18 protein-coding genes, 1 tRNA gene and 4 pseudogenes are annotated in these 19693 nt (G+C 67.1%); 9 read left to right on the top strand and 14 right to left on the bottom strand.

The window, feature by feature from the left end; translation table 11 throughout:
* Positions 1 to 27 precede the first annotated feature (27 nt).
* From ACQ86A_RS10970 to ACQ86A_RS10930, 9 genes and pseudogenes are all read right to left on the bottom strand, one after another.
* A complete protein-coding gene (locus ACQ86A_RS10970; RefSeq protein WP_431277099.1) occupies positions 28 to 2454 on the bottom strand; it encodes a DEAD/DEAH box helicase in 2427 nt (808 codons plus the stop codon).
* A 9-nt stretch (positions 2455 to 2463) separates the two neighbouring features.
* Positions 2464 to 3216 (bottom strand): twin-arginine translocase subunit TatC, encoded by a 753-nt coding sequence (gene tatC, locus ACQ86A_RS10965; protein WP_431280429.1) that lies wholly within the window; start codon positions 3214 to 3216, stop codon positions 2464 to 2466.
* Complete coding sequence (gene tatA, locus ACQ86A_RS10960) at positions 3213 to 3545, bottom strand: Sec-independent protein translocase subunit TatA (protein ID WP_431277098.1); 333 nt, start codon at positions 3543 to 3545, stop codon at positions 3213 to 3215. The genes tatC and tatA overlap by 4 nt, the downstream gene beginning before the upstream one ends.
* Positions 3546 to 3548: 3 nt before the next feature.
* Complete coding sequence (locus ACQ86A_RS10955; protein WP_431277097.1) at positions 3549 to 3899, bottom strand: hypothetical protein; 351 nt, start codon at positions 3897 to 3899, stop codon at positions 3549 to 3551.
* A 10-nt stretch (positions 3900 to 3909) separates the two neighbouring features.
* A complete protein-coding gene (locus ACQ86A_RS10950) occupies positions 3910 to 4884 on the bottom strand; it encodes a helix-turn-helix transcriptional regulator (protein WP_431277096.1) in 975 nt (324 codons plus the stop codon).
* Positions 4877 to 5937 (bottom strand): annotated as a pseudogene (locus tag ACQ86A_RS10945) (helix-turn-helix transcriptional regulator). Before ACQ86A_RS10945 ends, ACQ86A_RS10950 begins: the two are co-directional and overlap by 8 nt.
* A 17-nt stretch (positions 5938 to 5954) precedes the next feature.
* Positions 5955 to 6866 carry an FKBP-type peptidyl-prolyl cis-trans isomerase gene (locus ACQ86A_RS10940; protein WP_431277095.1) on the bottom strand — a complete coding sequence of 304 codons (912 nt, stop codon included), beginning with the start codon at positions 6864 to 6866 and terminating at the stop codon, positions 5955 to 5957.
* 58 nt (positions 6867 to 6924) lie between these two features.
* Positions 6925 to 7946 (bottom strand): annotated as a pseudogene (locus ACQ86A_RS10935) (tRNA (adenine-N1)-methyltransferase).
* On the bottom strand, positions 7943 to 8581 hold the full coding sequence (locus ACQ86A_RS10930) for an HAD family hydrolase (RefSeq protein ID WP_431280428.1): 639 nt from the start codon (positions 8579 to 8581) through the stop codon (positions 7943 to 7945). The pseudogene ACQ86A_RS10935 and the gene ACQ86A_RS10930 overlap by 4 nt, the downstream one beginning before the upstream one ends.
* A gap of 145 nt (positions 8582 to 8726) precedes the next feature.
* Here ACQ86A_RS10930 and ACQ86A_RS10925 point away from each other — a divergent pair.
* Positions 8727 to 9645: pseudogene (locus tag ACQ86A_RS10925) on the top strand (proteasome assembly chaperone family protein).
* A 19-nt stretch (positions 9646 to 9664) separates the two neighbouring features.
* On the opposite strand, the pseudogene mshC reads toward ACQ86A_RS10925, so the two are convergent.
* The 3 genes and pseudogenes from mshC to ACQ86A_RS10910 form a co-directional block, all read right to left on the bottom strand.
* Positions 9665 to 10908: pseudogene (gene mshC, locus ACQ86A_RS10920) on the bottom strand (cysteine--1-D-myo-inosityl 2-amino-2-deoxy-alpha-D-glucopyranoside ligase).
* An 8-nt stretch (positions 10909 to 10916) separates the two neighbouring features.
* Positions 10917 to 11780: an undecaprenyl-diphosphate phosphatase gene (locus tag ACQ86A_RS10915; protein ID WP_431277094.1), complete on the bottom strand. Its 864-nt coding sequence runs from the start codon at positions 11778 to 11780 to the stop codon at positions 10917 to 10919.
* A 39-nt stretch (positions 11781 to 11819) separates the two neighbouring features.
* Positions 11820 to 13133 (bottom strand): M20/M25/M40 family metallo-hydrolase, encoded by a 1314-nt coding sequence (locus ACQ86A_RS10910; protein ID WP_431277093.1) that lies wholly within the window; start codon positions 13131 to 13133, stop codon positions 11820 to 11822.
* 142 nt (positions 13134 to 13275) lie between these two features.
* Between ACQ86A_RS10910 and ACQ86A_RS10905 the strand changes: the two genes are divergently transcribed.
* The 4 genes from ACQ86A_RS10905 (at position 13276) to ACQ86A_RS10890 (ending at position 16536) form a co-directional block, all read left to right on the top strand.
* Positions 13276 to 13361: transfer RNA gene (locus tag ACQ86A_RS10905), tRNA-Leu, on the top strand.
* 90 nt (positions 13362 to 13451) lie between these two features.
* Positions 13452 to 14435, top strand: a complete 984-nt coding sequence (locus ACQ86A_RS10900) for a cation diffusion facilitator family transporter (protein ID WP_431277092.1) — start codon at positions 13452 to 13454, stop codon at positions 14433 to 14435.
* 25 nt (positions 14436 to 14460) lie between these two features.
* Positions 14461 to 15429: a helix-turn-helix transcriptional regulator gene (locus ACQ86A_RS10895; RefSeq protein ID WP_431277091.1), complete on the top strand. Its 969-nt coding sequence runs from the start codon at positions 14461 to 14463 to the stop codon at positions 15427 to 15429.
* Positions 15430 to 15438: 9 nt separating this feature from the next.
* Positions 15439 to 16536: a VIT1/CCC1 transporter family protein gene (locus tag ACQ86A_RS10890; RefSeq protein WP_431277090.1), complete on the top strand. Its 1098-nt coding sequence runs from the start codon at positions 15439 to 15441 to the stop codon at positions 16534 to 16536.
* Positions 16537 to 16560: 24 nt separating this feature from the next.
* Here ACQ86A_RS10890 and ACQ86A_RS10885 read toward each other — a convergent pair whose 3' ends face one another.
* Positions 16561 to 16761 (bottom strand): hypothetical protein, encoded by a 201-nt coding sequence (locus ACQ86A_RS10885; protein WP_431277089.1) that lies wholly within the window; start codon positions 16759 to 16761, stop codon positions 16561 to 16563.
* Positions 16758 to 17060 carry a DUF1707 SHOCT-like domain-containing protein gene (locus ACQ86A_RS10880; protein ID WP_431277088.1) on the bottom strand — a complete coding sequence of 101 codons (303 nt, stop codon included), beginning with the start codon at positions 17058 to 17060 and terminating at the stop codon, positions 16758 to 16760. Before ACQ86A_RS10880 ends, ACQ86A_RS10885 begins: the two co-directional genes overlap by 4 nt.
* Before the next feature lie 129 nt (positions 17061 to 17189).
* Here ACQ86A_RS10880 and ACQ86A_RS10875 point away from each other — a divergent pair, with 129 nt between their 5' ends.
* From ACQ86A_RS10875 to ACQ86A_RS10860, 4 genes are all read left to right on the top strand, one after another.
* The gene (locus ACQ86A_RS10875) at positions 17190 to 17480 is read left to right on the top strand and encodes a DUF6504 family protein (RefSeq protein WP_431277087.1); all 291 of its coding nucleotides are present in this window, start codon (positions 17190 to 17192) and stop codon (positions 17478 to 17480) included.
* Positions 17481 to 17535: 55 nt separating this feature from the next.
* Positions 17536 to 18375: a DUF3097 domain-containing protein gene (locus ACQ86A_RS10870; RefSeq protein WP_431277086.1), complete on the top strand. Its 840-nt coding sequence runs from the start codon at positions 17536 to 17538 to the stop codon at positions 18373 to 18375.
* A 180-nt stretch (positions 18376 to 18555) separates the two neighbouring features.
* Positions 18556 to 18759: a cold-shock protein gene (locus ACQ86A_RS10865; protein ID WP_223690547.1), complete on the top strand. Its 204-nt coding sequence runs from the start codon at positions 18556 to 18558 to the stop codon at positions 18757 to 18759.
* 148 nt (positions 18760 to 18907) lie between these two features.
* Entirely contained in the window at positions 18908 to 19672 is a 765-nt protein-coding gene (locus ACQ86A_RS10860; protein WP_431277085.1) for a hypothetical protein, read from the top strand.
* Positions 19673 to 19693 lie beyond the last annotated feature (21 nt).

The following is a 19693-nucleotide window of genomic DNA, read 5'->3' as shown; positions in this document are numbered from 1 at the left end:
CGAGGATGGGCCTCGACCGCGAGAGCGCTAGGCAACGGATGAATACGCGACGATGCCGCGCCTGATCGACTCCAACGCCTGCCGAGCGGTTCTGCCGACAGGTCCCTGGGCGACGAGCGAGAGCTGGTCGAGCAGGTCGATGGTCTGCTTGGTCCAACGCACGAAGTCGCCCGCCGCCATGTCGGCCTCCGAGAGCACCGTGTTCAAGTTGGTGCCCTTCGCCCACATGTGCATGGCGAGGGCCAGCGTCGTCGACGGCGGTTCCGTTCCCGGGAGGCGATTCTCCCGTTCGAGGTCGTCCAGCCGGCTCCAGATCTCGATCGTCTTCTCCAGTGCCGGCCGGAACGGGCCCTTCGGGAGCGTGCGCTCGCTGGCGAGGCCTTCATCCCGGCGTGGCTCGAAGACGAGCGCGCAGGCCATCGCAGCGACGCTGGGTGCGTCGAGCTGGTTCCAGATGTTGCGACGGAGGCACTCCGCGACGAGAAGATCCCGCTCGCCGTAGATCCGCTTGAGCGTTCGGCCGTGCACAGTGAGCGCGGTCGTTCCGTCGTCGGAGGTCAAGTAGCCCAGTTCGCCCAGCACGTCGGAGACGCGATCGAACACCTTCGCGACGGCGCCGGTGCGCGAGCGGATCTGCGCGCTCAGCGCATCCGTCTCGCGCTTCAGCTTCCACCAGCGCTCGGCCCAGCGTGCGTGCTGCTCGCGATCGGGGCAGCGGTGGCAGGGGTGCTCCTTCATCCGCTTACGCAAAGCGGTCAGTTGCCGCTGCCGCTTGTCACGGTCGGAGCGCGATGCGTTCTCCATGCGCGCGCCCTTGCGTTCGAGGTCGCTGAGTTCCCGGCGGATCCCCGAGTACTCCTTGAAGTCGCCCAGGTGGCACGTCATCGACTTCTCGTAGCCGGCGAGCGACTCCTCTTGCTGACGCACCTTGCGCGCCAGGTCGACCACCGCGCGGTCGGCCTGGAACTGCGCGAAAGAGGACTCGAGGATTTCGCGGGTGCGCTCACGACCGAACTGGTCGATGAGGTTCACCGCCATGTTGTACGTGGGCCGGAAGCTCGAGTTGAGCGGGTAGCTCCGCCGAGAGGCGAGGGATGCGACCGATTGCGGATCGAGGCCGTCCTGCCACTGGATCACCGAGTGGCCCTCGACGTCGATTCCGCGCCGCCCTGCGCGGCCGGTGAGCTGGGTGTACTCCCCCGGTGTGATCGGCACGCGAGCCTCGCCGTTGAACTTCTCGAGCTTCTCGAGCACGACGGTGCGGGCGGGCATGTTGATGCCGAGTGCCAGCGTCTCCGTCGCGAACACGACCTTCACCAGTTTGCGTCGGAAGAGCTCTTCGACGACCTCTTTGAACGCCGGCAGCAGCCCAGCGTGGTGGGCGGCGACGCCGCGTTCCAGCCCTTCGAGCCACTCCCAGTAGCCGAGCACGGCGAGATCTTCGTCGAGCAGCGTGCGGCAGCGGTCTTCCACGATCTCGCGGATCTCGTCGCGTTCGTGAGCCTGCGTGAGCCGCACTCCAGACCGCAGGGTCTGCCGAACAGCCTGGTCGCAGCCGTTGCGACTGAAGATGAAGAAGATGGCCGGAAGAAGGTTGCGGTCGTCGAGCATCTTGACGACTTCGGCACGGTCCATCCGGTACGACTCGACGCGGCCTCCGCGCGAGTGATAGCGACCCACATCCCGCATCTGCCGCGAATTGAGCGTGCGACCGCCGTAGCGAGCCATCTGCACCAACTCGGGATTCACGCGGTTGGTCGCTGCCAGGCCCGACGAGTCGAAGAGGTCGATGAGCTTCGAGCGCATCAGGATGTGCTGCTCCAGCGGCACCGGACGCTCCTCGGAGACGATCACATCCGTCTCACCCCGGACGGCCTGAAGCCAGTCGCCGAATTCCTCGGCATTCGAGACCGTGGCGCTCAGCGACACCATGCGCACCGCGGGAGGAAGGTGGATGATGACCTCTTCCCACACGGCGCCGCGGAACCGGTCGGCCAGGTAGTGGACCTCGTCCATGACGACGAAGGCCAGATCGGTCAGCAGGTCGGAATCCGCGTAGAGCATGTTGCGGAGCACCTCGGTCGTCATGACGACGATGCGCGCGTGCGAGTTGATGTTCGTGTCGCCCGTGAGCAGGCCGACGGACTCGGCGCCCCACTCCTCGACGAGCTCCTGGAACTTTTGATTGCTCAGCGCCTTCATCGGCGCGGTGTAGAAGACCTTCGCGTTCGTCTCCCGCATGGCGAGGAAGACGGCGAACTCCGCGACGATCGTTTTGCCTGCCCCGGTCGGTGCCGCGACGAGCACACTGCGTTCGTTCTCCAGGCTCGCGCACGCCTCCACCTGGAACGGGTCGAGTTCGAAACGGAGTCCGCTCCGAAAAGCCTCGAGCACAGGCTGCCGAGAACGGGAGCGGGAGGCCGCGTAACGCTCGGCCGGAGACGGATCGGTCACCCCACCAGCCTATGTCGCCAGCTCGGCCTCGATGCGCAGCGCCGTCTTCGCCGCGCGGCGATCGTGGATCCAGGCCACGCCGTAGGCCGCGAGATAGAGCAGCACCATCGGAATGGCCAGCAGGAACATCGAGATGACGTCGGCGGCCGGGGTCGCGATCGCCGTGAACAGCGCGATGAGCAGGAAGGCCCAGCGCCACGACTTGATGATGGATTTCGCGCTCAGCACGCCCACGAAGTTGAGCAGCACGAGGAACACCGGGAGCACGAACGCGACCCCGACGGCGACGACCAGCTTCAGGACGAAGTCGAAGTAGGTCTTCGCCGAGATGATCGCGGAATCGTCGCCCTGCGCGAAGCTGGTGAGCAGGCTCACGATGTGCGGCACGAGCAGCCAACCCGCGTACGCGCCCGCCAAGAACAGCGGGATCGCCGTGAAGAAGAAGCCGAAACCGTACTTGAGTTCTTTTCGACTCAAAGCCGGCACGAAGAACGCCCACAGCTGGTACAGCCAGATCGGGCTCGAGATGATGATGCCGATGGTGATGGCCACCTGCATTTTCAGGTCGAAGGCGCCCGTGATGCTGTCGTAGTTGAGGGTGGCGATCCGGCCCTGCTGCTTCGCGATGTCGGTGATCGGACCGCGCAAGGCATCGAGGAGGTAGTCGGCCAGGAACCAACCGGCGATCGCGCCGGCGACGAGGCCGATGGCAGAGCGGAAGAGGCGCTTACGAAGTTCGACGAAATGCTCGCCGAGCGTCATCCGTCCTTCGCGGTTCTTGCCTCGCTGACGGGAGGCCACGGCCTAAGACTTCGGCGACGACTCAGACGACGGGGTCTGCGTTGCGGAGGGGGCGGGGTTAACCACGGGGGCCTGGGTCTGCGCATCCGTCGAGGCGACGGTGCTACCCCCTTGGGCTCGCCGTCGGCCGGCTTCTCGCCGTCCTTCTTCATCTCGTTGACCTCGCCCTTGAAGATGCGCATCGACTGGCCGATGCTCTTCGCCAGTCCCGGAAGCTTCGGCGCACCGAAAAGGAGCAGGATCACCGCGAGGATGACCAGCAGGTGCCATCCCTGGAGGTTTCCGAACATGGGTCAATTCCTTCGAGTCAGGTGCGCGAACTGTGAGGGGTCTGCGCTGGTGAGTAGCTTACCTCGTCTGACTCGGGCATCCCTGCGAGCTTGCCGCGCGTTGGCCCGCTCAGCCTTGGCGTACTCGCGCTCGTCCAGGAGCTCCGAGGCGTCTTGGAACACGGCCGAGTGGAAAGGCGGGTCGCCGAGCTCCTCTGCCCGTCGCGAAAGCACCTCGGCCTTCTGGGCGAGCGCGCTCACCTCGGCGGCAGCAGCCATGGTCTTACGGAAGAGCCAGACCGCGAAGAGCGCGAGCATCCCGAGCAGGCCCAGAACGAGCACTCCCCAAATCACGAGCCACGACCACCACGGCATGTGCGAAAGCCTAGCTGTACCGCTCGGCGCCGGCACGGGCCCAGTCGGCGACGACCCGGCGCGCCTCGGGAGGACCCAGCACCGTCAGCACATCGGACAGCCCGGCGACCAGCCGTTTGAGGCCGTGGTAGTGCGCTACCCGCAGGTTCGTGCGCACGAAACCGTCGACCTCGCGGCGCGGTGCGCCTTCCGGGATGTAGTCCTCGATGAGTGGAACGGCCGACGCAGACACCTCGATCTGCACGAGCAGGTCGTCGGGGGTGCCCTCGAAGAGGGTCTCCGGCAGCGTGAGGTCGCCGGGCTTGTAGGAGATCGGGTCGTCGGTCGCGCTGAGGTCGTCGATCCGGTCGAGACGGAACGTGCGGATCGCCTTGCGCAGGTGGCACCAGCCGCGCAGATACCAGTCCTGGTCGATCGACTCGATGCGCAACGGATCCACCCGACGCCGCTCCCGCTCGCCTCGCGAGTTGAGGTAGTCGAACTCGAGCTGCGTTCCCGCGGCGACCGCGTCGCGGATGATCGCGAGGGTCTCGTCGGTCTCCGAGCCTGCGACGGCGACCTGACTGGGTGCGCCGGAGGCTCCGCGGGCGAGCTTGGCCATCAGCGAACCGATCACGTCGCGGTCGGCGTTCTCGGGGAGCGCGGACAGGTACTGCAACCCGGCGATGAGGGCCGCCGCCTCCCGGGCGGAGAAGCGTGGGGAGTCGTCGATCGCCACCTGATGGGTGAGGACGATCTGATCGTTCTCCTCGAAATCGTCCCAGGCGATGTCGAACAGATCGCCGGGCTGGTACTGGTTCGTCTCGCCCGGGATGCCCGACACGGCGATCAGCCGCACGGCGTCACGCAGCTGTGCCTTCTCCACCCCGAAGTGGCTTGCGGCTTCGGCGACGCTCACTCGATCGCGATCCATCAGGTACGGCACGAGGGCGAGCAGGAAGGCGAGCTTGTCCTGGGCCTGCATCGGCTTGCGGCGCTCAGCCATGCGATCGATCCCCCTGTTCGAGACTGTCATCCGTTGCGTCTGCGGCGCCGCGGAAGGTCGCGGTCAGCCGGTCGCGCACAGCCGTGCGGAGCGCATCCGGCGACAGCACCAGCACCTCGGGACCAAAGCTCGCGAGCTGGTCGGCGAGGATGTTGAAGTCCGAGTAGTTGACGGTGAGGCGCAGTGGTTCTCCGTCGCGCACGGCCGCCGGAATAGCGTCGCCGTACCGTTTGCCCAATCGGGCTGCCGCGTCTGTGCCGGCCGAGACCTCGATCTCGGCGACGTTGCCCGCCCAGATGCGCTCGAGCTCGTCGATCGCCTTCGCGGCGAAGTCGCTGCCCTCGGGCACGAACGTGCGACCCGTCACTTTGACCGGACCGACCATGCGCGAGAGAAGGAACGTGCGCGACCCGTTGGCATCCTGATCGATGCCCTGCAGGTGCCAGCGACCCTGGTGCTGCACGAGCGCGAGCGGCGCGACCGTACGGGTTCGGGATGCGGTCTCCCCGGCTTCAGGTACGGGAACTGAACGACGGCGTGACGCTCCAGTGCGATGTTGAGCGGCTCGAAAGCGCTCTCGCGTGCGCGCAGCCGCGGCGCGTATCCGACGATCGGCTCGTCGGCCTCGACGCCGAGCGAGCGGAGCTTCATCAGCGCCCGGCGTGACTCGGCCGAGAGCGACCCCTCGCGCCACACCGTTGCAGCAAGACCGAGCAGCGTGATCTCCTCAGGCGAGAAGACCACATCGGCTGGCAGGTCGTATGCCCCTTTGGGAATGCGATAGCGCAGCAGCTGATTGTTGCCCGCATCCCCGGGCGCCTCGACGGTCTCGAGCGGCACACCGAGCTCGCGGATGTCGTCTTTGTCCCGCTCGAACTGCCGCTCGAGGCTGCTGTTGTCGCCGTGCGTCGTGTACCGCTGGCGGTAGCCCTGCACGGTCGAGAGGATCTCGTTCTTGGTCAAACCCGTCTCGGTCGCGAGCAGGGCGAGAACCAGGCTGAAGAGACGCTCCTCGACGGGCACGCGAGAAGGCGAAGAGGAGGACGGGGACACCCGTCCATTCTAATCGGCTAGCGCACGCCGAGGATGTCGACGACCCAAGCCGAAGCCGGAACGCTGCCGTCTTTCGATGCAGGGGTCAGCACCGCGACCTGCGAGCCGACCTTGTGCCCGATGAGCTCCTTGGTCATGGCCTGCGGGAGCGCGCCCTGCTGCGAGGAGCTCTGGCCGTCGGCGATCTGCACCAGGTCGGGAGCACCGCTCTGCCAGCTGCTGACCACGACGTTCTTGTTCTCCCACCCGACGGCCGTGTACTGCACGACGACGGTGCTGTCCTTCTTGACGGTCGCGCCGGACCCGGACTTGAGCGTCTCGGACTTGGCGGCGGTCGGAGCAGGGGTCCCCGGGATGGTGATGCCCGGCTGACCGGTCGGCGCGAGCACCACGGTCGGGAAACCCGAGACCGAGGGCTGCGGGGCGCCGTCGGCGCGCGAGAGGTAGGCGTGCAGCACGTCGACGACGGCGATAGCCGTACCCGTCGCACCGCTCTGGCCGGAATCCTTGGGGGCGACCGCGATCGCGATCCGTGAGCCGACCTTGGCGCACTGGAGTCCGTTGTCGAGGCCCGGGATGAGCGAGCCGAGCGGAACGAGCGACTCCTGACCCTTGGCATAGTTGCTCGTCTGGATGGACGCACCCGTGCTCGCGTCGAAGATCGAGTACTCGATCTCCAGCATCTGCCCCTTGTAGACCTCGGGGCCGGTGCCGTCGATGAGGACGCTGCGCTCGGACTTCTTCGTGTCGACAGGCGTCGGGAACGACACCTTCGGCTTGTCGCCGAGCTTCCCGGTCGCGCTGACGAGGTCGGACGCCGGACCGGACTGCAAGGCCTTGTCGCAGTTCTGGTTCGGGTTGGACGAACATCCCGTGAGCGTGATGGCCAGCAGCCCAGCGGCTACGACGAGTGCGGTTGCTCTGCGCACGAGTCCTCTTTCGGTGCAATCGATGGGAAAGGAGGGACGCGCCCTCCGGCCTCCCATGCTAGTTGATGGTTGGCGACTGATCCGACGCGTCGTCCTGGCCGCGCGCCTTGGAGAGTTCCGCACTCGTCGCGGCGGCCCGAACCCGCTTGCGCAGGCTCTTCGGGCTGGACTGCCGCTCGCCCAGCGCTCCTGGCGTCCAGGCCTCCACGTCGTCGTCGCTGTAGTCGCTCTTCGAGGGGCGACGCTTCAGCTCGGGCAGCACGGTGTCGGGGGCGAGGCGCCGGGCGGTGATGAGGAAGCCGGTGTGGGCGATCATCCTGTGGTCCGGGCGCACGGCGAGACCCTCGACGTGCCAGCCGCGCACCATCGTCTCGCTGGACTGGGGATGCGTATAGTCGCCGGTCGCGCGGATCGCCTCCGCGACACGGGAGAGCTGGGTGACGGTGGCGATGTAGCAGAGCAGCACGCCACCGGGCTTGAGCGCCGCGGTGACCACATCCAGGGTCTCCCAGGGGCGAGCATGTCGAGCACGACGCGGTCGACGCTCTGGTCCTCGGCGGCGGCCGGGAGCGCATCCTGAAGGTCGCCGACCGTGACGGTCCAATTCTCGGGGTCGTGCCCGAGGAAGGTCGCGGCGTTGGCGCGCGCGACATCGGCGAACTCGTCGCGGCGCTCGAACGAACGAAGGATTCCCGTCGGGCCGATCGCGCGCAGCAGCCACAGGGACAAAGCGCCGGAGCCGACGCCGGCCTCCACGACCGACGCGCCCGGGAAGATGTCGGCCAGCGCCAGGATCTGCGCCGCATCCTTCGGATAGATGATGGCGGCACCGCGGGGCATCGACATGACGAAGTCGTTCAGCAGGGGGCGCAGCGCGAGGTGCTCGACGCCCACATTGTTGGTCACGACGGAGCCGTCTGGCAGCCCGATGATCGCATCGTGCTCGAGGATGCCGCGGTGCGTGTGGAAGACCTTGCCCGGTTCGAGCGTGATCGTGTTCATCTTGCCCTTGGGACCGGTGAGCTGCACCCGGTCGCCGGCGACGAAAGGTCCGCTGTTGCGAGGGTTCAGGTCGCTCATCGCACGCCCGCCTTCGCCTGCGCGAGCGCTACGAGGTCGTCGACGGTCTTGCCGTCGAGCGTCTCCCAGAGCGTGTGGTCCTCGCTCTCGGGAAGGGGGACGATATGCGGCACCCCGATCGACGTCGCACCGGAGGCGACCGCCGACGCCAGTCCGACGAGCGAGTCCTCGATCGCCACGGCGTCGTGCGGCTCGACGCCGAGCAGCCGCGCGGCCTGCAGATAGGGCTCAGGATGCGGCTTCGCCTCACTGACCTCGTCGCCGCTGACGATCACGTCGAACGCGTCGAAGGGGATGTGCGCGACGACCTGTTCGGCCATCCGGCGCACCGACATGGTCACGAGAGCGGTGGGGATGCCCCGCTCCTTCACCGCCGCCAGCAGCTCACGGGCTCCGGGACGCCACGGGACCCCCTCTGTGTCGAGCTTCTCCTGGACACGAGTGGTCAGCCACTGCACGACCTCATCGGCTGGCAGGTCGACACCGCGTGAGCGCAGGATCTCCGCCGAGTTCCAGAGCCCCTGACCGACGAGCATGAGGCCGTCGTCGTGGGTCCAATTGCCGCCGAACGAGTGAACGAGTTCGACCTCCGAAGCCATCCAGTACGGTTCGGTGTCGACGAGGGTGCCGTCCATGTCCCAGAAAACGGCGGCCGGGAGCGCTGGAGGATTCAGTGAGGTCACGGGCGACAAGCCTACCGGGCGCGCACGGGCCTATCCTGGATGGATGGCGTCCGACCGGAGCGCCGGGAGAGGACACGGTAAAGGCACTGTGAAGGGCATGAACTTCCTCGGCGGTCGCATTCTCGTGGTGGCGTTCGAAGGCTGGAACGACGCAGGCGAGGCGGCGAGCGGCGCGGTGAGGACCCTGCAGGACGTGCTCGACGTCGTCCCCATCGCCGAGGTAGATCCCGAGCTGTACTTCGACTACCAGTTCAACCGCCCGACCGTGACCGATGATGACGGCGTGCGCCGGCTGATCTGGCCGTCCGCTGTGATGTATGGCCCGGTGCATCCCGGTGACCCGGCGCATCCCTCGCCGACGACGCCAATCTCAGGGTGAGTGGCGACAACGTCGGCAACATCTACCTGCTGCTCGGCACGGAGCCCTCGAGGAGCTGGAAGAGCTTCACCTCGGAGATCCTGGATGCAGCACTCGCCGCCGACGTCGGCGGGATCGTCTTCCTCGGTGCGATGCTCGCCGACGTGCCGCACACCCGCCCGATCTCGATCTTCGCGTCGAGCGAGAACTCGGCGGTGCGCACGGAGCTCGCTATCGAGCGCTCGACCTACGAGGGCCCCGTGGGCATCCTGAGCGCAATAGCTGAGGGAGCAGAGGCCGTCGGGATCCCCACGGTCACGATCTGGGCATCCGTGCCCCACTACGTGCACAACGCGCCCAGCCCGAAGGCGATGCTGGCGCTCATCGACAAGCTCGAAGAGCTCGTCGACGTGACCATCCCCGCGGCACACTCGTCGACGAGGCTGCGGCCTGGGAGGCGGGCATCGACGCGCTCGCCGCCGACGACGAGGAGATGGCGGCGTACATCCAGCAGCTCGAACAGGCGCGCGACACCGTCGATTCGCCCGAGGCGAGCGGCGAAGCGATCGCGCAAGAGTTCGAGCGCTACCTGCGTCGCCGCGGCGACGGCCGGGACGGGCAGGCCGGCGGCCGGCCCGACGAGCCCTGGCGTTCCTGACCCACTGGCGCGCGCGGCCCTAGAGCCGCACGCCGAGGAGTGCGTCGATCGCGCTCGGTACGAGCTCGGTGACGGCCGACGGATGCGTGGCGACCCATTCATCGACGGCCGCCAGCGCTCCTGGGGTGTCCAGGTCGTTGCGTAATGCCGTGCGCATCCGCTCGACCACAGAACGCTCTTCCAGCCCGAGATCCGCGTCGATCGACTCGACTCGCGGAACCGACAGGGCTGCGCTCCACGCCGTGAGGCGTGCCGCGGCGTCGTCCGTGGCGCCGTCGAACCACTCCCAGTCGGTGCGGTAGTGGTGCGCGAGAAGAGCGAGCCGGATGATGCGGTGGTCCACCCCTGCGTCGCGAAGAGAGGAGACCAGTACGAGGTTGCCGAGCGACTTGCTCATCTTCTCGCCCTGGTACGACACCATTCCCGCGTGGCTGTAGACACGCGCGAGCGGGTGACCGCTGAGCGCGGCCGCGTGCCCGGCGCTCAGTTCATGGTGCGGAAACACCAGATCAGAGCCGCCGCCCTGCACGGTGAAGTCGCGGCCGAGGTGCATGAGCGCGATCACCGAGCACTCGATGTGCCAGCCGGGCCGCCCATCCCCCGCCTCTGACGGCCAACTCGGCTCGCCGTCGCGGGCGCCCCGCCACAACAGCGGGTCGAGGGCGTCGCGCTTGCCGGGCCGGTCGGGGTCTCCCCGCGCTCGGCGAACAGAGCCAGCATCGTCGTGCGGTCGAGATTGCTCTCCTCGCCGAGAATCCAGGGGGTTGCATCCTGGGCCGCCATCGTGTCGAAGTAGATGTCGTCGTCGACCCGGTAGCCGATTCCCCGCTCGATCAGGATGCGCGTGGCGCGGCCGATCTGATCGATCACCTCGGTCACGGCCACGTAGTCGTCGGGCGGCAGGATGGACAGGCTCTCCATGTCTTGCCGGAACAGCTCGATCTGCTCATCGGCGAGCTGTCGCCAATCGACGCCGGTGGCCGCGGCTCGCTCTAGGAGCGGATCGTCGACATCCGTGATGTTCTGCGCGTAGTGCACGCGATAACCCGCATCCAGCCACACTCGCTGAAGCGTGTCGAACGCGAGATAGGTTGCCGCGTGTCCGAGGTGCGTCGCGTCGTACGGGGTGATGCCGCAGACGTACAGACGTGCGACGTCCTCCGGCTTCGCTTCGACGAGCTCCCGCGTGGCCGTGTCGTAGAGCAGCGGTGGAGTGCTGTCACCCGCGACCCGCGGCACGACGGGCCTGCTCCAAGCGCGCATCCTGATGCCTAGGCGGCGAGTACGCCGGTGGAGAGCAGCACGATGAGCACCACGCCGAGCACGATGCGGTAGATCACGAACGGCAGGAAGCTGCGACGCGAGATGTAGCTCATGAAGAACGCGATCACGACAAGGCCCACGATGAACGCGACGAGCGTCGCGACGGCCGTCTCAGCGGGCCCGAAGACCTCGACCGTGCAGGTACCTGCGGCCTCGAGAGCCTTCGTGCAAGGTTCCTTGATGGCTTTGTAGAGCTGGAAGAACCCGCTGCCGAAGACTGCGGGCAATGCCAACAGGAAGGAGTACCGGGCCGCGGCGCGTCGTTGGTACCCCATGAACAGCCCGGCCGTGATCGTTCCACCGGAGCGGGAGACGCCGGGTATGAGGGCGAGGGCCTGCGCGAAACCGAAGATGATGCCGTGGCCCCACGTCAAATCGCGAAGCCGTCGCGTCTTGCTGCCCACGTAGTCCGCGATGCCGAGCAGGATGCCGAAGACGATGAGTGTCGCCGCGACGATCCAGAGGGATCGGAAAGTCGTCTCGATCTTGTCCTGGAACAGCACGCCGAGAACCACGATCGGGATGCTGCCGATGATGACGAGCCAGCCCATCCGGGCATCGGGGTCGTTGCGCGGGATCTTGCCGAAGAGCGCTTTGAACCACGCGACGACGATCCGGACGATGTCCTTCCAGAAGTAGAGGAGCACAGCCGCTTCCGTACCGAGCTGGATGATCGCCGTGAACTGCGCTCCCGGATCGGCGCCCGTGCCGAGCAGCTCGCCGACGATGCGGATGTGCGCGCTCGACGAGATCGGCAGGAACTCGGTGAGACCCTGGACGAGTCCCAGGATGATGGCGTTGATGAAGTCCATAGGTCGCTTTCGCAGACAGCGGTGGGTGTCGGGCGATGCTCAGTACGTGAGCAGGAGGTCGCGCAGCACGGTGCGACCAAACACTAGCGCTTCGAGCGGCACGCGCTCGTCGACGCCGTGGAACATTCCGGGAAAGTCGAGCTCGGGCGGCAGCCGCAGGGGTGCGAAGCCGTATCCCGTGATGCCCAGCTTGCTCAGGGCCTTGTTGTCGGTGCCGCCGGACAGCAGGTATGGCAGAACCGGCGCACCGGGGTCGTGCTCGCGGAGGGTACCCACGATCGCATCGATCAGCGGGCCGCCGAACGGACCCTCGAGCCCGACGTCGCGGTGCATCACGACGATCTCGATGTCGTCGCCGACGAGTTCCTGCACGATGCCGAGCACACGGTCCTCGTCGCCCGGCAGCGTGCGGATGTCGATCAGCGCCTCGGCCGTATCCGGAATCACGTTGTGCTTGTAGCCGGCGTTCAGCAGGGTCGGGTTCGAGGTCGCCCGCAGAGTCGCGAGAATGAAGCCGGCGGCGGTGCCCGTGCGCAACACGATCTCGTCGGGACCGACCTGCTCAGGATCGATGTTCAGGATGCGCGACACTTCGGCCAGCAGCTGGCTGGTCGTGTCGGTGAGCTGGATCGGCCACTCCTGCTTGCCGATGGCGACGACCGCTTCGGCCAGGCGCGTGATCGCGTTGTCGCGGATGAGCCGGGAACCGTGGGCCGCACGACCCCGCGCGATGAGCTTGATCCAGACGAGCGACTTCTCGCCGGTCTGCATCAGGTATGCGCGTTGCCCGTCGAGGTCGATCGAGTATCCACCGACCTCGCTGATGGCTTCCGTGGCACCGGCGAACAGCTCTGGATGGTTGTCGACCAGGTGATGCGAGCCGCGCCGGCCGCCGTCCTCCTCGTCGGCGAAGAACGCCACGACAAGGTCGCGCTCGGGCTGCTTGCCTGCGCTCAGGATGTCGCCGACCGCGGTCAGGATCATCGCATCCATGTTCTTCATGTCGACCGCACCACGGCCCCAGAGGAGTCCGTCCTTGATCTCGCCGCCGAACGGATCGACCGACCAGTTGCGCGGATCGGCGGGCACCACATCGAGGTGTCCGTGAACCACGAGCGCCGGCTTCGAGCTGTCGCGACCGGCCACCCGGGCGACGACGCTGGTGCGTCCAGGATCGGAGTCGAAGATCTGAGGCTTCAGCCCCATTCCTGTCAGGCGAGCCTCGACGTACTCGGCCGCATCCGTCTCGCCATTCGACTTGCCCTCGCCGTAATTGGTCGTGTCGAAGCGGATGAGATCGCGCGCGATCACCGCCGTCTCGTCGAGGTCGCTGTCGTTTCGGGCATCCGTCATGCGCACAACGCTACCGGGGCGATACGCACTCGCCAACGCGACCCGGCCGACCGCATCCTGAGAGTCGTGTGTGTGAAATCGGGGTGTGTTTTCGTGCTAAGGTCTTTCTTCGGCGGCCGGTTCGACCGGCAGCCGAAACACCCGTCCGGGTGGCGGAAATGGCAGACGCGCTAGCTTGAGGTGCTAGTGCCCGTATAGGGCGTGGGGGTTCAAGTCCCCCTCGGACACTGCGAGAAAAGAGGGCCGGTTCTGATGAACCGGCCCTCTTTCATGTCTGCAGGAGCACGGTCAGAGCCGTGCGGTACTAGCCTTGCTCGCATGCCGGCCCAGCGGGAATCTTCCAGCCTTCTCACCGTTCTGGTCGCATTCGGTGCAAACGTGATCGTCGCCATAGCCAAGACGTTCGCCGCGATCATCACCGGATCGGCCTCGCTGGTCGCCGAGGCGGCGCACTCGTGGGCGGATGCGGGAAACGAGATCTTCCTGATCCAGGCCGAACGACGCGCGGCGAAACCGCCCGACGGCGCTCATCCGAGCGGTTACGGCCGGGAGGCGTACGTCTGGTCGCTGTTCGCGGCGGTAGGTCTCTTCACAGCGGGCGCAGTGGTCTCGATCTTCCACGGGGTGACCCAGTTGTGGTCGGATGAGCCGGCGACCGACTATTTCATCGCGTACATCGTTCTCGCGGTGTCGTTTGTGTTCGAGGGAATCTCCTTCGTCCAGTCGTTCCGGCAGGCGAGGAATCGCGCCGAGGAGCGCGGGACGGGAACGCTCGAGACAGTGCTGAACACCTCGAACCCCACCCTTCGCGCGGTCTTCGCCGAGGATTCGGCAGCGCTCGTCGGGCTCCTCATCGCGTTCCTGGGAGTACTCCTCCACGAACTCACCGGGAACGCCGTCTACGACGCGATCGGCTCCATCCTGGTCGGCGTGCTGCTGGCGATCGTTGCCTTCGTCCTCATCGACCGCAACCGACGCTTCCTCCTCGGCGAGCCCGGGTCGGAGCGCGTGACCCAGACGGTTCTCGGGATGCTGCTGCAGCATCCCGAGATCGACAAGGTCACTTACCTGCACCTCGAATATGTCGGCCCCGAGCGCTTCTACCTCGTGGCGGCCGTCGACCTGGTCGGCAACGACGTCGAATCCGACGTGGCCGCGGATCTAGCGGCAATCGAAGCGGAGATCGAGGACAACGAGTACATCACCGAGGTCGTCCTCACGCTCTCGCGCCCGGGCGCCGCGCCGCTGAGGCCGGATGCGGTCGACCGACCTGACGACACCCGCATTGCGGACAGGCCCTGACCGCTTGTAAGGGCAGACTGGGACCATGGCAACGACCGGGTCGAGAACGCTCCAGCTACTCTCGCTGCTTCAGACGCACCGCTACTGGCCCGGCCCCGAGTTGGCCGACCGGCTCGAGATCTCCGTGCGAACGCTGCGGCGCGACGTCGATCGCTTGCGCGATCTCGGCTACCCGGTCGACGGCAGCCGTGGAGTCGACGGCGGGTATCAGCTCGCGGCGGGCGCGTCACTCCCTCCACTCGTGGTCGACGATGAGGAGGCCGTCGCTCTCGCTGTCGGGCTGCGGACGGCCGCTCAGAGCGGTATTGCCGGAATCGAGGATGCGTCGGTGCGCGCCCTCGCCAAAGTCGAGCAGGTCATGCCCCGACGTCTTCGCGCCCGGGTAGCCGCACTGCGTTCCGCCACGGTCGCCGGCGCCCTGCGCCCAGGACCCACCGTCGATGCCGACGTGCTCACCGCCGTCGCCCAAGCCTGCCGAGACGAGGAACGTCTCGAATTCGACTACGTCAACCGCGACGGTGATCACACCGAGCGTCGCGTCGAGCCGCACCGGCTCGTGTCGGTCGGTCGCCGCTGGTATCTGGTCGCGTACGACCTGACCCGTTTCGACTGGCGCAGCTTTCGGCTCGACCGGCTGAGCGAGCCTCGTCCCACGGGGTCTCGCTTCCGGCCGCGCGAGCTTCCCGCCGATGATGCGGCCGACTTCGTCCGCGCCTCCCTGGGCGGCGCAGCGCCCGCCTCCATCGAGGTGGAGGCGATCGTGGCCGCACCCTTGGCCCAGGTCGAGGCGACGATCGGCCGCTGGGTGACCGCCGAGGCGATCGACGATGCGAGGACGCGCATCCGGATGACGGTCGACGGCTTCGATTGGGTGCTCTTCGGCCTGGGAGCCATCGATGCGCCGATCGAGTCGGTCTCGCCGCCGGAGCTGGCCGAGCGGATGCGGGTCTGGGGCGAGCGCTTCAGCCGCGGTGCCGCCAACAGCATCCTCTAGACTCTTTTGGTGCCCTCGCCCCTCGAAGCCCCACCCCGCGAGCCGAGCCCGGCCGACATCCGCCGCTGGCGTCGCTATCTCGCCGACGAACGGGCGGAGGCTGCCGTCTATCGCGATCTGGCGAGCCGACGCACCGGAGAGGAGCGCGACATCCTTCTCGCGCTCGCCGAGGCCGAACGTCGGCACGAGCAGCACTGGCTCGACCTGCTCGGAAACAATGTGGGGCATCCGATGCGGGGCGACTTCCGCACCCGGGTGCTCGGCTTTCTCGCTCGACGGTTCGGCTCCGTCTTCGTTCTGGCGCTGGCGCAGCGTGCCGAGGCGCGCTCCCCATACGCATCCGACTCGGATGCGACTCCCCAGATGGCCGCGGATGAGCAGATCCACGAAGAGGTCGTGCGCGCGCTGGCGGCCCGCGGGCGCCAACGTCTGTCCGGCACCTTCCGCGCGGCGGTCTTCGGCGCCAACGACGGACTCGTCAGCAACCTCGCGCTGGTGCTCGGCATCAGCGCGAGCGGGGTTCCCAACCATGTGGTGCTGCTGACCGGCATCTCCGGACTGCTGGCGGGCGCCCTCTCGATGGGCGCCGGCGAGTACGTCTCGGTGAGGTCGCAGCGCGAGCTGCTCGAGGCCTCGACGCCCAACCCGGACACCACATCCGCGCTCCCGAACCTCGACGTCGACGCGAACGAGCTGACCCTGGTCTACCGCGCACGCGGCATGACTCCCGAAGAGGCCGCGAGTCACGCGCACGAGGTGCTGAGCGGACTCTCCTCATACAGCGTCGAGCCGATCGAGGGCGTCGACGCCGCCGACGAGCACGAGGCCGTCGGCAACGGCTGGAGCGCAGCCATCTCGAGCTTCTGCTTCTTCGCATCCGGAGCCCTCATCCCGGTGCTGCCGTACCTGTTCGGATTGCAGGGCACCACGGCGGTCATCGTCGCGTCCGTGCTCGTCGGGATCGTGCTGCTCGGCACCGGGGCCGTCGTCGGCCTGCTCTCGGGCGCATCCCCGCTCAAACGAGCGCTCCGCCAGTTGGGCATCGGATTCGGCGCCGCTGCAGCGACCTACCTGCTCGGACTGCTCTTCGGGACGACGCTCGGCTGAGACCTGCCCTGTCGGCTGGCCCAGTCAGCGTCGATAGCGGTCGCGGTCGCGGTCGTTGTCGCGGTCGTTGCCGTACCCCGCGCCGTAGACGACCACGCCGACGATCGGGATGAGCAGAAACCAGAGCCAGCTGTATGTCCAGCCCCAGATGAGGCTCGACAGAAAGAACAGGATGAGCGCGATGAACGGCGTGATCGACACGATGATGTAGCCGTTGCGGCTCATCTGACGGCTCGGCTGGTTGTCGTACCTCTCCTGGGGAGGTCCGGATGCGGCAGAGCCGGTGAACGCGCTCGCTCCGTCTCCCCACCCGCGACTCCATCGAAGTCGACGAATCCGGGCAGGTCCGCGAACAGCGGCGCGAGGTCCCCGCGCGTGACCGCGACGCGCGCGGACTGCACCCGCGTCTGCAGCTCGGAATCCGTCAATCGGCCGTCGCCGGCATGGGACTGCAGGGCGGCGACTGCGCGGTCGCGTTCGGCGTTGCTGAGGCGCAGCGACGCGCCGGGAACGGAGTCCGTCATGCGCACAGTATGCCAGCAGGCCGCAGCGGGTGGAACGGACCCCTCGGACGGATTCTCGATGGTGCGCTCGGCGCTCGATGGTCTTACACTCGTTAATCGAACGTATGTTCGACGAATGAGGTGGTGAAGATGGCGGAGATCGACGAGACCGTCACGGTGTGGACGACCGACGAGGGCATCCCGACCCGGCTGGTTTGGCGAACGAAACGGTACCGCGTAACCGATACCCCCACTGTCTGGGCTGACGTGTGCGCCTGGTGGCGTCCCTTCGGAGAACACCACTACGGAATCGGCGCACTGCCGCGAGAGATCGGCGGCTGGCGATTCCAGGGAACCGATGACACCGGAGTCGCGCATGTCTTCGACGTGCGCCACGACGACGCTCATCGCCGCTGGCAGTTGGTGAGAATCTTCGACTGAGCCGCGCCTGGCGTGCCTCTGCCCGGGGTCGGTTGGAGCGAACTAGTCTCACCGGGTGAGCTATGACCCGTACGGATCCGATGTACTGTCCCCCGGTTGGAAGGATGCCGGCCGCAAGGTCGTTCCCGACGTCGCCGCCGTGCGCGATCTCGTCGTCGAAGAGGCCTCGACGGGATTCTGCGGAGCGATCACCCGCATCGAGGTGCAAACGGTCGAGCTGGAGGACTATTTCGGAAAGAAGCGGGTCTTCCCCCTTGGCGGCAGCTATTTGATCGATGGCGAGCCTGTGAATCTGGTGCTGCCCAAGAAGGCTCCGGAGGGAGGCAGGGCTCGCACCGCATCCGGATCCTTCGCGGTCGCGGATCAGAAGGCTCGCGTTGCCCGCGCCAGCAGGATCTTCGTCGAGGGCCGGCACGACGCAGAGCTGGTCGAGCGCGTCTGGGGAGACGATCTTCGAGTAGAGGGCGTCGTCGTCGAATACCTCGAGGGAGTCGACGACCTGGATGCGATCGTTCGCGAGTTCGCGCCGGACCGGCGTCGCCGCATCGGTGTGCTCGTCGACCATCTCGTGCCTGGTTCCAAGGAGAGCAGGATCGCGGACAAGGTCGCGAAAGGACCGTTCGGTCAGCACGTGCTCGTGGTCGGGCATCCCTTCATCGACATCTGGCAGGCCGTCAGACCCGAGCGGGTCGGTCTGACCGCGTGGCCCAGCATCCCGCGCTCGATCGAGTGGAAGCACGGCATCTGCGAGGCCCTCGGGATGCCCCACGACACGCAGGCGGACGTGGCAAGAGCCTGGAAGCGCATCCTGGGCACCGTGCGCAGTTTTGCCGACCTGGAGCCCGCCCTGCTCGGCCGGGTGGAGCAGCTGATCGACTTCGTTACCGAGCCGTGAACCGCGATCGGGTGTGATTTTGGGCCCTCAGCCGGTAGGCTGGACGCACGCCGCGTGTTTTGCATGTGTTGGAGCGGTACGTCCCGATAGCCCGGAGCGTTGCCACCTGTTCAGGAGCAGGCTTACAACACGTGGCGAGGCTCCGACGTTCGGGGTCGACAATTCGCTCCTGGAGGAGACATGGCAACAGGTACGGTCAAATGGTTCAACGCTGAAAAAGGCTTCGGCTTCATCGCCCCCGACGACGGCGGCGCTGACGTCTTCGCTCACTACTCGGCGATCACCACGGGCGGCTACCGCTCGCTGGAGGAGAACCAGAAGGTCGAGTTCGAAGTGACTCAGGGCCCCAAGGGTCTGCAGGCGGAGAACATCCGCCCGCTCTGATCTGAGCTCTGAAAGGGGTCGGACCGCTCATGCGGTCCGACCCCTTTTTTCGTGCCCGCGATAGCGGGTGACGGAGGTGCGAGGAAGAATGGTTGTTCCGAGGCAAATTCCATTTGCACTCTTCGAACATATGTTCGAAACTTGAAGGGTGTTCTCGACAGCTGCCGCTCTGGCCTCCCCGGAGGCGCCGACCTCCCCAGAGGCGTCGGCGCCTGTCTCCGACCGGGCGCCCGTGTCCGACCGGGCGCAGGTGCACGAACTGCAGTCGCGCATCCGGCAGATGCAGGCGACCAAGCTGGAGAGCAGACGGCTGGAGACCCATCCGGCGCTCGCCTCCCTACTGCCGGGTGGTTCGCTCAAAGCAGGAGCGGCGTACTCGGTACGGGGATCGACGACGCTGGTCATGGCACTGCTGGCCGGCCCGTCGGCGGCGGGGGCCTGGTGCGGTGTGCTCGGCATGCCCGATTTCGGCGCAGAGGCGGCCGGACGGTTCGGCATCGACCTCGAGCGGCTGGTGCTCGTCCCCCATCCCGGCGAGCAGTGGCTCACGGTGACCGCGGCGGTCGTCGACGTGCTGAGCGTGGTGGTGGTGGTGGCGCCTCCCGCCCGGGCGCGGGACGGCGATGTGGCCCGACTCACCGCCAGGCTGCGACAGCGCGAGGCGACCCTGATCGTCGTCGGCGACTGGCCGCAGGTCGAGGCGACGCTCACCGTCTCACGCAGTGGCTGGGACGGTCTCGGTGACGGCGCGGGCTACCTGGCGTCCCGGCGCGTCACCGTCGAGTCCTCGGCCCGCGGAGGTTCGGGCGCACCCCGACGCGCCGATCTGTGGCTGCCCGACCTCGGCGAGAACTTCCGCGCCGCACCCGCTGCCGCTGCCGAGCATCCGGTGCGCCTGGAGGCGGTGGTCTGAGTGCCGGCCGTCACCCGAGCG

Origin of the sequence: Leifsonia poae, assembly GCF_050632195.1 — a bacterium.
Taxonomy (GTDB): domain Bacteria; phylum Actinomycetota; class Actinomycetes; order Actinomycetales; family Microbacteriaceae; genus Leifsonia; species Leifsonia poae_C.
The sequence above is the reverse complement of the archived record's forward strand: the minus strand, read 5'-3'. Positions and strand labels throughout refer to the sequence as shown.

What these genes read in the sequence shown, in the direction of transcription:
- tatC (WP_431280429.1), bottom strand. Translation starts at nt 3,216, where the DNA reads ATGACGCTCGGCGAGCATTTCGTCGAACTTCGTAAGCGCCTCTTCCGC.
- tatA (WP_431277098.1), bottom strand. Translation starts at nt 3,545, where the DNA reads ATGTTCGGAAACCTCCAGGGATGGCACCTGCTGGTCATCCTCGCGGTG.
- ACQ86A_RS10955 (WP_431277097.1), bottom strand. Translation starts at nt 3,899, where the DNA reads ATGCCGTGGTGGTCGTGGCTCGTGATTTGGGGAGTGCTCGTTCTGGGC.
- ACQ86A_RS10950 (WP_431277096.1), bottom strand. Translation starts at nt 4,884, where the DNA reads ATGGCTGAGCGCCGCAAGCCGATGCAGGCCCAGGACAAGCTCGCCTTC.
- ACQ86A_RS10930 (WP_431280428.1), bottom strand. Translation starts at nt 8,581, where the DNA reads ATGGACGGCACCCTCGTCGACACCGAACCGTACTGGATGGCTTCGGAG.
- ACQ86A_RS10915 (WP_431277094.1), bottom strand. Translation starts at nt 11,780, where the DNA reads ATGGACTTCATCAACGCCATCATCCTGGGACTCGTCCAGGGTCTCACC.
- ACQ86A_RS10910 (WP_431277093.1), bottom strand. Translation starts at nt 13,133, where the DNA reads ATGACGGATGCCCGAAACGACAGCGACCTCGACGAGACGGCGGTGATC.
- ACQ86A_RS10900 (WP_431277092.1), top strand. Translation starts at nt 13,452, where the DNA reads ATGCCGGCCCAGCGGGAATCTTCCAGCCTTCTCACCGTTCTGGTCGCA.
- ACQ86A_RS10895 (WP_431277091.1), top strand. Translation starts at nt 14,461, where the DNA reads ATGGCAACGACCGGGTCGAGAACGCTCCAGCTACTCTCGCTGCTTCAG.
- ACQ86A_RS10885 (WP_431277089.1), bottom strand. Translation starts at nt 16,761, where the DNA reads ATGAGCCGCAACGGCTACATCATCGTGTCGATCACGCCGTTCATCGCG.
- ACQ86A_RS10880 (WP_431277088.1), bottom strand. Translation starts at nt 17,060, where the DNA reads ATGACGGACTCCGTTCCCGGCGCGTCGCTGCGCCTCAGCAACGCCGAA.
- ACQ86A_RS10875 (WP_431277087.1), top strand. Translation starts at nt 17,190, where the DNA reads ATGGCGGAGATCGACGAGACCGTCACGGTGTGGACGACCGACGAGGGC.
- ACQ86A_RS10865 (WP_223690547.1), top strand. Translation starts at nt 18,556, where the DNA reads ATGGCAACAGGTACGGTCAAATGGTTCAACGCTGAAAAAGGCTTCGGC.